Source organism: Glaciimonas sp. CA11.2 (assembly GCF_034314045.1).
GTDB lineage: Bacteria > Pseudomonadota > Gammaproteobacteria > Burkholderiales > Burkholderiaceae_D > Glaciimonas.
Map to the genome: position 1 here is coordinate 4724052 of NZ_JAVIWL010000001.1, position 13565 is coordinate 4737616.

A 13565-nucleotide genomic window follows, 5' to 3' on the forward strand; every position below is an offset into this window, starting at 1 on the left:
ATCTGAAAAAAACATATGATCTATTACGGCCTTGACCCACAGCATCCCGCATTATGCAGTCAGATCGAAGCAACCTTGGCTGAAGTTCATAATAAACATAGACGCCTTTCAACCTACCTGTTGATCAATGGCACATTTGATGATGACTTCGGTATCGAAATGTGGAAAAAAAGTCGAAGCGAAAACAGTGATGTTGTCTCGCTGTACGACAAGACGGTGTTAAGCGAGCTGGAAGAATGTGCACCCTTCCTGATCGCCATCACCGCAATGAATTTATCCGGTGTACTAAAAAATTGTGAGGGCAAGCCGATGCTCAGCATTATGCAAAGCCCGCTCACCATCCATGCGCTACAACGTCACTTCGCGCCATTCCTACAAATCCGCACACCATCTGACGGATTGTGTTTTTCGCTGCCATTTTCGGACACTATCTGCAGTGAAGATATTCTGTACAGCTTCGATGCCGCACAACGTAAAGCATTTTGTTCCGGCTTTGCCAAATGGCACTTAATCAACCGCAAAGGCACGCTGACGACCATCGACGGAACATGCATTGATACAGCATCCTACGTACCTTCAGCAGTGGGCGAATCAAACGCCTTCGATATTACCGACAAGCAATACGCATGGTTAATCGATAGCGGCGAGGCAGATTATATTTTGCGCCATTTCGCCCAAAACATACCTGCGATCACCGCACAGCGAAAGCCATCACAACTGTACGCGATGATCACTGATCTCATCACGGGCTTGAACAGGCGTGAAATTCTGAACGATCCAGAGCGCAGAAAGTTGATCGCTCACGCATTGGTGATGCCAGATCGGGAGCAAGCCATGGCGTTATTGGACGAAGCCCAAAAACACGGAACCGAGATTGCCCTTTTACGTTTCGCTTGATCTCTCCCCCGAATTTCCTACCTAATCTCAAGGATCAACCAATGCGTCTAAAAAGCACCTTATTCATTGCAGTAACAATTTTGCTAACCGCTTGCTCGACAGCGCCAACAAAACCCGCTCGCCCGTCAAAAGCTATTCCGTATGTTGATATACCAATGGCACCCGTATCGTTAGGTTGTCTAAGTCATGACGGTGCGCCCTCCATTTCTTCATTCAGGGTGCAGGAATTTTATAGCAAGCGCATGGTAGGCGGACTGAGTTGCGGCGGAATCGGTGCATTCGGCTACATGCTGCCTCTGCAGTGGCAACCAGGTATGAAAGTTAAAGTGCGCTGGAAACCGAATGCACGTGACTGGATGGAAAAAATTACCACGATTAAACGGTATAAAAAACCAGGAACGCTCTATGTACATTTTTTTCAGAACGATGAAGTCCGGGTGGTTTCCTCTCCGTTGGCCGGGGCACAAAGCCCTCAACATCCTATTTTGAACAACGCAACAATCGCCCCGCCGGAGGAAGAATAATGGACGCCCTCATCCAATCCGCGCCGCTGATTATTTCTGACCGCATCGAAAATGAAATGGCGATGTCAATCACCGAATTATGCGCGGTCCAGGCTGTCGATACACGTCTTGCAAAAATTGCCAATCCTTAACGGCACGTCACCACACAACCGCTTCAACTATCGATCCAAAGGTTCAATCAATGCGACTAAAAAGCACCTTATTTATTGCAATAACAATTTTACTCACCGCCTGTTCGACAGCGCCAACAAAACCCGCTCGCCCGTCAAAAGCTATTCCTTATGTTGATATACCGATGCGGGCGGTAGATATGGGATGCTTAAGTCATGACGGTGCGCCATATATTTACTCCTTTAGGGTGCAGGAATTTTATAGCAAACGCATGGTAGGCGGCCTCAGTTGCGGCGGAAGCGCCGCCCTCGGCTACATGCTGCCTTTGGAATGGAGACCAGGAATGAAGGTTAAGGTCCGCTGGAATCGGCCCATCAAAGGCGAAGATTTTTGGGTAGAAAAGTTTACCACGATTAAACGGTACGAAAAAGCAGGAACACTGTATGTACATTTTTTTCATAACGATGAAGTCCGGGTGGTTTCTTCTCCGTTGGCCGGGGCACAAAGCCCTCAACATCCTATTTTGAACAACGCAACAGTCGCCCCGCCGGAGGAAGAGTAATGGACGCCACCGTCCAATCCGCACCACTGATTATTTCTGATCGCATCGAAAATGAAATGGCGATGTCAATCACCGAATTATGCGCGGTCCAGGCTATCGATACACGTCCGGCCAAAAACGGACCTCCGTGCCAAGTTGTAGTCAAGATTGGTTTATTCTTCGACGGAAGTAACAATAATAAGGAGCGGGATGAACCCCTGAATGGTCATACCAATATCGTGAAATTATTCAATGCCCATAAGGACGTCGATGAAAAAAGTGCGCTACAGGTTCCTTATCACTATAAATTTTACGTGCCCGGTGTAGGAACCCGCTTTCCAGAAAACGTCGAATGGCGCGAATTGCAAGGCGGTAAGGCTTTCGGCGATGGTAGTAAGGCTAGAATTTTATTTGGATTGTTACAGGTTTATAACGCAGTATTTCGAACCTTTAACAAAGATAACAAAATGCTTGATCTTGAGGAAATTACAGCCAAACTGAAGCAATACGGTGCAGATAAAGATCCCACCGATCCACTAGCCGATAGACATGACTCGCGTCCTGACCGGCACAGTTGGTTGGCCGAACTCACTGAAAAGCTACGTGCAGCGCGCAAATCGCGTCCGTTGCCGGGAATTGACCATATCAGAATTTCCGTATTCGGGTTCTCACGCGGTGCGGTAATAGCACGCGCTTTTTGCTATTGGTTTAACGACGTATTGGATGCAGATGGCACGTTTGCAGGGATGCGAGTCAGTATCGATTTTTTGGGATTGTTCGATAGCGTAGCAAGTATCGGGTTACCAAACTCTGCGAAGGAAACCATACCCGTGGTGTGGTCTGACGGTCATAAGGATTGGGCAGGAGAAGTCCTCAAACCGCTCCCGGACTGTGTCAGGCAGACCGTTCATTACATCGCCGCGCATGAGCAACGGCGCAGCTTTCCCCTTACCCGTGTGAAGGGAAAGAATGTGTCCGAAGTGATTTATCCCGGTGTTCACTCTGATGTCGGTGGCGCTTACAAACCCGGTGATCAGGGGCGCGGCATCTGGAATGGGAAGGGTGAGATGGGCATGTTGGCATCGCAAATCCCTTTGGCACACATGCATCGGGCCGCCAGCAAAGCGGGTGTGCCGCTCGCGGCTTACTGCGTGATGGATGAGCGCCTGAAGAAAGACTACATCATCAGTCCCAAATTAGCGCTGGCCTGGAATGATTATATGGCGGCCGGTAAAGCCGAGTTTGTTGGTGTGCCGGGCGACAAGATTGAGCGCAACTATCACAGTATTGTGCGCAAACACATGGCGTTGTATTACGCTTTTCGGCGGCTACGGCTGAGTGGTTTGGAGGAATCTTTCGGCTATAGTCGCGCCAATCCGCAAGATCAGGAGGATTTGCAAAGCTATAACGATCTGCTCAGAGGCGACGTGGCGGTGCTCAAAGAGCGTGCGCATTTAGCGAGAACGTCGGTTAGTCGCGACACTGCTGTCAGAGCGTTTGTCAGATTTTCAGATATGGTGGATGGCAGCGCCAATGCATGGCAACTCCGATTGGCGATACAGGGCTCCCCTCCGGGACCAGATGAGTTATGGGCCCTGGAAGAGATGACAAAAGTCGCGGCATCACAAAAGACCCCATTTTTAGTCCTGCTGGAAGGCTATCTGCATGACTCCTTAGCGAGCTTTTCTATCGCAGGATACGGCTCTGATGAGGATAAAGCGGAGGCATTACTTGAGATGGCGACAGCGTATGATAAAACCGGAAAATCGCCATCAACATCGTATAACGGTCAGGTATGGAGAAATTATCAACGTGCTATCGCGGTCAGCCCAGAGTTGAGCGACATACTGCAAAGCCGTATCGATACGATGAAGCAGGCCGATAAGGCACCCGGCTATCGGGCAGACCAAATCAGGGCTATGGAGAGCGCCAAAAAACAAACGGTTTTTGCTCCCCATGAACAGGCTGCACTCGCTAAGTTTTTTCCCATACAGACCGATGCTGATGCACCTGAGTTGCGCTCCGTCTTTATTCGCACGCAAACCAAAACGCGGCGTGAAGGCAGTGGATACTTACGACAGCGCCATGTGTTTGAATAAGAAATAATCGAATAATCGATAACGATCTACTCGCGTAGATAAAATCAAATAAAGATAAATTTGTACGCATCACAACGACTATTTTGTCACTGCGATGCGTACTTTTTTAGCGCCACCTTAAGTTTTAAGCGCGTGACTTACATTCCAAAGCGGCATTACGTAGCGATCGGGAGGCAACCCACACACCGATTATATCGCTGACTTTCTATCGCCGGATTCAGACCTCAGGATCAGGACTCAATCAATACTATTTAAGCTTCAAAGTCCAATCCTGTAACGCCACGAGCATTGTTGCCATAAATTCACGCGTTGGCTCGTGTGTTAGTTTGCCTGCGCTATCAAAACGATCGCCAGCCCCGCCAATCATCACCTCCGGCTTATTCAACACTTTCAAGTCAAGAAATACCGCAATCTGACGCAAATGATATTGTGCACGCGCCGTACCGATTACACCGGGACTAGCGCCCATGATTGCCGCCGGTTTACCCGCGAATGGTTGCTCCGGTGGACGCGAGGCCCAATCAATGGCGTTTTTTAATACGCCGGGAACCGAATAATTATATTCTGGCGTCACAAATAGAAGCGCATCGGCGTCGCGAATTTGTTGCCGAAATCGTTCCACTGAAGGTGGTCGGCCTTGGGCATTAACGTCTTCGTTGTAGAGCGGAATATCCGAGATATCGGCTTCGATGATGGTGACGCCTTCCGGTGCCAATTCGATAGCGGCGCGTAACGCTGCTGTATTAAACGAGCCCTTTCGTAAGCTGCCCGAAATGCCCAGTATTTTGATAGGTGGTTTAGCCATTTGAAATTCCTTTTAAATTACATCATCGACCTCAAAATAGTTCGCGCTAATGCTCAAATAACGTGCTTACTCGCCTAACAATTCTGCAATCGGCGACATTCCTTCTACATGTTCTGCGATAACTTTAATGATCACCACAATCGGAATGCCAACCAGCAGTCCGGCAATTCCCCACAGCCAGCCCCAAAATAATAAAGCCACAAAAACAGCCGAAGGATTCATTTTAGCTATTTTTCCAGTCATCCACGTAGTGACAAACGTGCCGACAATCGCCGCGATCCCGAGAGAAATACCAGCCAACAAAAACATCATCGAAAAGGTTCCAAACTGCATAAACGCCGCCACGCTAGTTGCAATGGCGATTAACAGCGAGCCGAAATAGGGAATAATATGCAGAAAACCACCCGCGACCGCCCAAGCCCCGGCATTTTGTAGGCCAATCAGACGAAATGCTATCCACATCAATAACGCCAGCAAAATATTGGTGACCAGCAACATAAACATGTAATTCTGTATCGACGTATTAATCTGATCCAGAATCTGCACGGTGACCTTTTTGCGACTCAATGAAGGACCGGTCAACTTCACCAATTTTCGCTTAAATGTATCTCCCGACTGCAAAAGGAAAAATACCAGGAATAGAACGACCAGCGCCTGTCCTAACAAACCAATCGCACCTAGCGATCCGGCCAGCAACCAGTCACTCAATCTGGAAGCCGACGATGATTCGCGTGCGGAGGGTTGCCCACCCGTAGCTTTTGCAATTTCATTAGCCGCGGCTTGCATTTGCTGCATGGTCGTTGGCTGACCGTCACGCAACTTCGCTAGTCCTCGCGATAACTTATGCGAAGCCTGTGGCAATTGTTCCAAAATAGACTGAAATTCTCCCCGCAAAGCATCTGTCACCACTGCGCCACCACCCAAAATGGCTAGCAGGACGATGCTGGTAGCGACGACGCGGGGTAGCTTTAATCGCTGCAACCATACGACGACAGGATTGAGGGTGTAGGCAATGAAAATTCCAAACACCACGGGTGCCAGAAATTTTTGCGCCCATTGCAGCGCAAAAATAAAAACCACCGTGGCGATAATTGCCAATGCCGCGCCACGAGCGTCAACATGCAGCCGGCTGGCAAGCGGTTCGCGCGCCCGCGTCGAAGTCAGAGCGGAAATCGGATCGCCAAAATGTGCAGGTTCGGGATTGGCTTTGGCGCCAGCGGTCCCCAATCCGCTTTCCGCTGAGGGTGGCATCGCGTCAAGGGCCATATCGGTTTTTGATTCAAGTCGCTGGCTATTTTTGGGTTGCATAATATTGCCTATCGGTTGCCTATCTTAAATCGTCACTCAACTATGGCGATAGTATATTTGTCCAATTCGCATCTATCGTGCACAAATATATCTTATCCTTCCTCGACCATAAATGGTTAAGGTTTAGCTTCAAGAAGGCGATTTTTAGACAATGCAATGCTAACTTTTAAGGGAATGTTACTCGTGACGCAAGGACTGCGATCAATTCAAGGTATGATTCTGGTCGCTCCTTTGGAGGTGCGCTGACCACGTTGCAGGTTAAACAAGATGTAATGTTCATCGGGTTATTGTTAAAAGCAGTTGGATTTAATTGAGTAAAATAGTGATACCACAAGAATTACTGAAACCAGCAACAAGACAAATAGTCGTCATTGGCGGCGGTATTATTGGCATGTCGACCGCTTACTTTTTGGCGCAAGCAGGACATCAGGTGGCGCTGATCGAGCAACACCGCAATGTCGCCGAAGTGTCCACACTGGGAAATTCGGGGATGCTGGCAACGGCCTCAACCACGCCGTGGGCAGTCAACGGGATGCGAAAGCGTATCTTTTCTGGCCTGTTCAGCCAGGAGGCCTCCACTATCTTAAACGCGCGTCTTAGCCCATCGTTATGGCGCTGGTTAATGCGCTGGACCTCAAAACCCGAGTTACAACGCTATCAATTACACAGCGAACGCATGCACCGCTTAGCCCGTTATAGTCAGCAAATTTTGCTTCAGCTTCAGCTGGACTATCAACTTGATTTCGAACAAAGTAGCGGCTTGCTACAACTATTTCGTACAGAAAAAGAATTAGCCGCAACCGCCCCGCTTCAAGCTTTGCTGACGGAACGAAATGTTGCCCATCGATTGTTGGATGGAGCGGGTGCACAAGCGCTGGAACCAGCCTTACAGACCGCCCGCAGCGTTGCTGGAGGATTATACTTTCCAGAATTGTCGTCAGGCAATTGCACCTTATTTACCAAACAGCTAAAAGCCATTGCGCAGGCGAGCGGCGTACAATTTCACTTTGATGTTCGCGTCGATGCCATTGATCCACATGATGGACGGGTGGCACTAAAAATTGGTGATGATGTGCTGCAAGCCGACGCTGTGGTCGTTGCTGCAGGAACAGGAAGCGCCCGCCTTCTGAGGAAAATTGGCTTAAAAGTGCCCTTGCAGGCCGTCAAAACCTACACTATAACGGCAGCAATTAAAAATTATGAAGTTGCGCCTAAACTGGCGCTGCAAGATGATGCCTATAAGGTCACCATGGCGCGCCTCGGCGAGCGCATACGCGTAGCCGGAATTGCGGAACTGGGCGCGCGCGACACTGGCATCGACGACAAAGCACTGCGCACACTATTAAAGGTCACGCAGGACTGGTATCCCGATGCCGCCAATTATCACAATGCACAAATGTGGACCGGCAACATTCCTATGTTAGCCGACGAAGTACCACTCATTGGCGCTACCAGCAGCAGCAATGTATACATCAATGTCGGTCATGGCGGCAGCGGTTGGAGCATGGCATTGGGTGCCGCTAAAATTGTAGCAGACCAACTATCAGGTCGTCTGCCCGAGATTGATATTGACGGACTGACATTGGCGCGCTATCGACGCTAACAGCACGTCATCTATTGGGCGGCTTTTTTTACCCCAACATAGAATGAGGCAAAATTACCATGACGGCACTTTACGCAAGCGCAGAAATTCGCCGTATCGAACAAGCGGCTCAAACTGCGTTACCGGCCTATACGTTGATGCAGCGCGCCGGTCAGTCCGCTGCGGATGTTGCGCTGCGCTTATTAACGGGAAGTCCGCATAAAGCACGTATTCTCGTGCTGGTCGGCCCCGGTAATAACGGTGGCGACGCACTCGAGGCGGCGACGATCCTCACGCAGGCTGGTGCGGACGTTGTTGCGTTGTTGCAAGCTGAAGTCAACAAGTTACCGCCCGATGCGGCCAGCGCCCTTGCCCGCGCCAATCGTGCCGGTGTCCACATGATGCCACCTGAACAGTTTGCCATTATCGACAGCATCGCCTGGACGCTGGTGATAGACGGATTGCTGGGAATAGGCCTGACCCGTCCGCTGGACGGCCCTTTACGCAGCTTAGTCGCGACCATTAATACGCTGTCTTGTTTAGTCCTGGCACTCGACGTACCAAGTGGACTCAATGCAGATACCGGTATGGTGGTCGGTCCCGATGGGATCGCCATAGTTGCCGACCATACCGTCACCTTTATCGGCGATAAAACCGGATTACATACTGGCGATGGCCCTGACTACGCCGGTCAGGTCACCGTTGCCGGACTCGGCCTGCCAGAAAACTCTTCGGTTCCGGCAAGATCATGGTTGAATTCAAGCGATCTATTCGCGCGTAACCTGCAACCACGCGCACGGAACTCGCATAAAGGCAGCTTCGGTAGCGTCGCGGTAATTGGTGGTGCGGAAGGCATGGCTGGTGCGCCAATCCTTGCGGGACGCGCTGCTGCCAAATCTGGCGCGGGTAAAGTATTTATCGGCTTTCTCGATGCTGCACCTGCCTACGATAGCGGTCAGCCAGAGTTAATGTGTCGCCGTGCGGCTGACCTTGACCTGACATCGGTGACATTAGTGGTCGGTACCGGACTTGGCGCATCCCAAACAGCACACGACTTGTTGGTAAAAACGTTAATGGCACCCGGCCACTTGCTGCTGGATGCGGATGCGTTGAATTTGATTGCCGTTGAGCCCGCATTACAGCAACTCGTGGCGCAACGGCGTCATTCAGGCCTTGCTACCGTCATGACACCTCATCCGTTGGAAGCAGCGCGACTACTTGGCATCAGTACCATTGAAATCCAATCCGACCGTTTGGCAGCAGCACGCAGATTGGCGCAGCACTTCAATGCGGTAGTGGTGCTTAAAGGCGCAAGCAGCATCATTGCTCGGCCTGATGGTTCTGCTGTGATCAATCCGACTGGAAATCCGGCGTTAGCGACGGGCGGCAGCGGCGACGTATTATCTGGTATTTGCGGGGCTTTATTGGCGCAAGGTTGGTCTGACTGGTATGCAGCGCTCGGTGCTGTCTGGTTACATGGCAGCGCAGCGGATTTGCTGGTATCGCAAGGATGTGGGCCAATTGGCATAACTGCGGGGGAATTAATTCCTGCCGTGCGGAGCTTATTGAATGAACTGGTCGATAGTCAGTCGGCCAGTTAAGAAAATCGCAGAATCGCATGCATATGTCCATGCATCTCAACGATGCAAAACGCAATGCAAAAAAAAATCGCAAACAGACTTAATAAGTCGGTTTGCGAAATACATATCATGAACGTTTTTACTAAAACCAACTACCTCAATTCACCCTTCGCAGCACGGCCGGAAGCGCGGATCACGCCGATCACGCAGCGTAGAGTGAATAGGCAGGTTAACTTACGCTGCCAGCGCAGGATAGTCGGTATAACCTTCCAACGTTGCGGCATAGAAAGTTTCTGATTTTGGTGCATTCAATGGTGCGTCAAGTTTCAAACGACGCGGCAAGTCTGGGTTAGCGATAAACAACTGACCAAATGCAACAGCATCTGCCTCACCTTTTGTCAGTAGTTCTTCTGCCGCGGCTTTTGTAAGCTGTTGGTTGGCGATATATGTTCCACCGAAAGCTTGTTTAAGTTGCGGCCCCAGACGATTTGGCGTTTGCGGTTCACGTGCGCAGATAAACGCGATGCCACGTGCGCCTAATTCGCGCGCCACATAGCTAAACGTTTCCAGCGGATTAGCATCGCCCATCGAATGGGTGTCGCAAGCTGGTGCCAAATGCATGCCAACGCGTGCAGCACCCCAGACGCTGATACAAGCATCCGTAATTTCCAGCATCAAGCGTGCGCGATTTTCTAACGAACCGCCATACATATCGGTACGTTGATTGCTACCGCTTTGTAAAAATTGATCCAGAAGATAACCGTTCGCACCGTGAATTTCAACGCCGTCAAAGTTGGCAGCTTTAGCATTTTCAGCGCCCTTGCGGAAGGCTGCAACTACACCTGGGATTTCAGCAAGATCCAAAGCGCGCGGCGTGACAAAGTCACGTAACGGACGTAGCAGACTGACGTGGCCTTCGGCTGCAATCGCACTTGGCCCAACCGGCAATTCACCATTCAACAAGCTTGGGTCCGAGATACGACCAACATGCCACAATTGCAGGATGATACGACCACCAGCAGCGTGCACGGCCGAAGTTACGTTTTTCCATCCGGCGACTTGCTCTTCAGACCAAATACCTGGCGTATCAACATAGCCGACACCCTGTGGTGTCACGGCAGTCGCTTCACTGATGATCAGTCCTGCTGAAGCGCGCTGAACGTAATACTCAGTCATCAAAGCGTTCGGTACGCGACCTTCGCCGATGGCACGCGAGCGCGTCAGTGGTGCCATGATGATACGGTTAGAAAGTTGGATATCGCCAATTTTGATAGGATCAAATAATGTAGTCATGGTATGCGTAGTCATTTCAATAAAAAAGTAAATAGAAAAATCAAAGTGGTAAAAGTCAAAATTTAAAAAGCCAAAAGTAAATTTTTAAGCGCAGAACTCCTATGCGCAAAACATAAAGCGCAAATAACCTCCTGATACTTAAGGAAAAAAATACTTCAAAAAAATGGGGTCAGCCCATCGCTGGAGAAACTATTTTGGTCGTTGTGACCGATTTTTCTGTTTTAGCTAAACGAATTGATAACTGCATCGCCAATACTGCGACCAAGGCAAGTGCACCCGCCGCGATCGGTATTGCTTGCAATCCAAGGCCATGCGCGATCACCATTCCGCCAACCCACGCACCGAGTGCGTTACCAACGTTAAAAGCGCCAATGTTCAGTGTGGCCACCAAATTTGGCGCAGCCTTACCAAAAATCATGACATTGATCTGAAGCCCAGGAACCGCTGCAAAAGCGACCATTGCCCATATGAACAAATTCACTTCTGCCGGTATCAGCGCCACGCTAGTCCACCTGATCGTCGCAGTCGCCAAAGCCAACAGCATAAAAATAGCGGTCAACGATGCGCCCAAACGCCAATCAGCCAATCGACCGCCGAGGTAATTGCCCAGCGTCAAACCGAGACCGATCAAAAACAACGTCCAGGTCACGCCACGTGGCGTCACTTGCGTTACCTGCTCAAGTAATGGTGCGACGTAGGTAAATAACGCAAACATCGCTGCCGAAAAAAACGTCGTTGTCGCCAGCGCTGCCCAAATACCGGCGCTGCCCAATTGTTTGAATTCGCTACGCAGATCAGTTTTTTTCTCATCTTTTTGCGAAGGCAGGATGCGCGCCAAACCAACGAACGCCAGCACGCCCAATACTGCCACAGCCCAAAATGGTGTGCGCCAACCGGCAAACTGACCGAGTGCGGTACCCAACGGCACACCCAACACATTGGCCAGGGTCAATCCGGTAAACATCAATGCCACGGCAGATGCTTTACGATTTTCTGGCACCAGACTGGCGGCAACGACTGAGCCAATACCGAAGAAAGCACCATGACAAAGCGCCGTCACCACCCGTGCAAACATCAAAAAGCCGTAATCGGCAGCCACCGCACACATCAGATTGCCAACAATAAATACGCCCATCAATATCAGCAATGCGCGTTTACGTGGCAACGCGGCAGTCGCCACGGCCATAATCGGTGCGCCGATCGCGACGCCCAGCGCATATCCACTAATTAACCAACCCGCGCTTGGAAGCGATACAGCAAGGCTACGCGCGACGTCCGGTAACAAACCCATGATGACAAATTCAGTGGTTCCGATGGCAAAAGCGCTAAGCGCCAACACAAGTAGAGCTAAAGGCATGACAAATCTTTACAAAAATGGATAGAACGATTCAACAGCATTTTGGGCGGAAGCCAAGTTACGGCATCTCTATCGATATCCACTAATGTGGTCCCGATACCAAACCCTGACAAAGGTACTTAACCCTGGTTGTTACGGGAAATACCTATCAGAGATCGCCATTCATATGTGCAAGAAAACCTTGAATGGTGTCTTCGTTGCGTCGATAAAAAACCCATTGCCCGACCCGCTTTGTGGTCACCAGTTCGGCCCGCTGCAAGGTGGCTAAATGCGCTGAAACGGTTGATTGCGACAATCCTGTGCGCTTATCAATCAAACCGCAGCACACGCCGATATCGAGCGGATATTCCTGCTCAGAAAAATACTCTCCGGGCGTTTTAAGCCACTGCAGTATTTGGCGTCTAACTGGATTAGCCAGCGCTTTATGTATAAGGTCGAAGTTCATCTTTTTGGCCGAGACACGTATTTCGTTTTTAATAGAATTAAATATTGGGATTTTCAGAACTTAATATCGCTATATTACGATACATTCAAAAAGTCCGCTCGGCGTCTGCCAAAATGCTTGTTTAAATTATTGAAAAAAAAAGAGTCCAAGCCACGTGCAGGCACGAGAAATTAAGACGTAAGCAGCCTTACAGCAAGAAACTAACCGCAGCTACCACTTCATGAGCCGAACCATATCGCCTCATAGAGGTAGCTTGCAGTCAAATGGGATCAATACAGTACGGGACAACCATTTACTCGGTTACTTTTACCCCCTTCCAAAACGCTACGCGTCCGCGAATTTCCTTTGCGGCATCCTTCGGTTCTGGGTAGTACCACACTGCATCAGGATTCATTTTTCCGCCTACTTCCAGAGTGTAATAATTCGCAGTGCCCTTCCAGTGGCAATTTGAGGTTGTTTCGCTGGGTTTCAACAAGTCGGAATCAATCGACGTGCGTGGAAAATAATGATTCCCTTCAACAACAACGGTATCGTCAGACTCCGCAATAACCATGTCATTCCAAATAGCTTTCATTTTTTCTCCTTGATGTGGTTGGCGCTAAGAGAGACTAGCGTTTTCGCCAGATTGGCGAGCGTAAAAAAGATCGCGTTGATAGATCACAATAAACTATCAATACGGTGATTAATAAATTGACTGATGTGCGCGTTAATACTATTGCAATAAAAAACCGTTTTAATCAAGCAATAGCAAGCTATCGCTCTATTGCTCTATCGCACCATATCGCGACATGTCGCCCTGTAGAGTCATCCACACTTAAGGGTGATTGTTCGTCAAACTGAACTGCTCTGGTCCAGGCAAGTTTGTAAAGTGAAGCAGAAATGCGTAACTTAAACGAGGCGTCAACATGTGTGGCTTAACATTTGTTTGAGTTCGCCTCCCATTTTGCAGATTTTTTTAGCATTTTCACCACCATGTCATCAGAATGCCATATTCGGTTGGTAACGTGCCGGGGTGCGTAAAAA

13 protein-coding genes are annotated in these 13565 nt (G+C 49.6%); 7 read left to right on the top strand and 6 right to left on the bottom strand.

Going from position 1 to position 13565, the window contains the following annotated elements; translation table 11 throughout:
• Window positions 1-15: 15 nt before the first annotated feature.
• From RGU75_RS20515 to RGU75_RS20535, 5 genes are read left to right on the top strand one after another with little or no spacing between them, the layout of a single operon-like run.
• Entirely contained in the window at window positions 16-897 is an 882-nt protein-coding gene (locus RGU75_RS20515; RefSeq protein WP_322239162.1) for a DUF4123 domain-containing protein, read from the top strand.
• Window positions 898-938: 41 nt separating this feature from the next.
• Window positions 939-1421 (top strand): DUF3304 domain-containing protein, encoded by a 483-nt coding sequence (locus RGU75_RS20520; RefSeq protein ID WP_322239164.1) that lies wholly within the window; start codon window positions 939-941, stop codon window positions 1419-1421.
• Entirely contained in the window at window positions 1421-1552 is a 132-nt protein-coding gene (locus RGU75_RS20525; RefSeq protein WP_322239166.1) for a hypothetical protein, read from the top strand. Before RGU75_RS20520 ends, RGU75_RS20525 begins: the two co-directional genes overlap by 1 nt.
• 50 nt (window positions 1553-1602) lie before the next feature.
• Complete coding sequence (locus tag RGU75_RS20530) at window positions 1603-2094, top strand: DUF3304 domain-containing protein (RefSeq protein ID WP_322239168.1); 492 nt, start codon at window positions 1603-1605, stop codon at window positions 2092-2094.
• Entirely contained in the window at window positions 2094-4172 is a 2079-nt protein-coding gene (locus RGU75_RS20535) for a DUF2235 domain-containing protein (protein ID WP_322239170.1), read from the top strand. Before RGU75_RS20530 ends, RGU75_RS20535 begins: the two co-directional genes overlap by 1 nt.
• A 247-nt stretch (window positions 4173-4419) precedes the next feature.
• Here the strand turns inward: RGU75_RS20535 and RGU75_RS20540 are convergent, their stop codons facing one another.
• Both RGU75_RS20540 and RGU75_RS20545 read right to left on the bottom strand, forming a co-directional pair.
• Complete coding sequence (locus RGU75_RS20540; RefSeq protein ID WP_322239172.1) at window positions 4420-4977, bottom strand: NAD(P)H-dependent oxidoreductase; 558 nt, start codon at window positions 4975-4977, stop codon at window positions 4420-4422.
• A gap of 66 nt (window positions 4978-5043) precedes the next feature.
• Window positions 5044-6285 (bottom strand): AI-2E family transporter, encoded by a 1242-nt coding sequence (locus tag RGU75_RS20545; protein WP_322239173.1) that lies wholly within the window; start codon window positions 6283-6285, stop codon window positions 5044-5046.
• Window positions 6286-6595: 310 nt separating this feature from the next.
• On the opposite strand from RGU75_RS20545, the gene RGU75_RS20550 reads away from it, so the two are divergent.
• Window positions 6596-7888 (top strand): FAD-dependent oxidoreductase, encoded by a 1293-nt coding sequence (locus tag RGU75_RS20550; RefSeq protein ID WP_322239175.1) that lies wholly within the window; start codon window positions 6596-6598, stop codon window positions 7886-7888.
• A gap of 59 nt (window positions 7889-7947) precedes the next feature.
• Window positions 7948-9468: an NAD(P)H-hydrate dehydratase gene (locus tag RGU75_RS20555; protein WP_322239177.1), complete on the top strand. Its 1521-nt coding sequence runs from the start codon at window positions 7948-7950 to the stop codon at window positions 9466-9468.
• Window positions 9469-9681: 213 nt separating this feature from the next.
• Here RGU75_RS20555 and RGU75_RS20560 read toward each other — a convergent pair whose 3' ends face one another.
• The 4 genes from RGU75_RS20560 to RGU75_RS20575 form a co-directional block, all read right to left on the bottom strand.
• Window positions 9682-10740 carry an alkene reductase gene (locus RGU75_RS20560; protein WP_322239179.1) on the bottom strand — a complete coding sequence of 353 codons (1059 nt, stop codon included), beginning with the start codon at window positions 10738-10740 and terminating at the stop codon, window positions 9682-9684.
• A 169-nt stretch (window positions 10741-10909) separates the two neighbouring features.
• Complete coding sequence (locus RGU75_RS20565) at window positions 10910-12097, bottom strand: MFS transporter (RefSeq protein ID WP_322239181.1); 1188 nt, start codon at window positions 12095-12097, stop codon at window positions 10910-10912.
• A gap of 148 nt (window positions 12098-12245) precedes the next feature.
• Window positions 12246-12542 carry a metalloregulator ArsR/SmtB family transcription factor gene (locus RGU75_RS20570; protein WP_322239183.1) on the bottom strand — a complete coding sequence of 99 codons (297 nt, stop codon included), beginning with the start codon at window positions 12540-12542 and terminating at the stop codon, window positions 12246-12248.
• Window positions 12543-12834: 292 nt separating this feature from the next.
• Window positions 12835-13116, bottom strand: coding sequence for a DUF427 domain-containing protein (locus tag RGU75_RS20575; protein ID WP_322239185.1), 282 nt, complete (start codon window positions 13114-13116; stop codon window positions 12835-12837).
• Window positions 13117-13565: the final 449 nt, after the last annotated feature.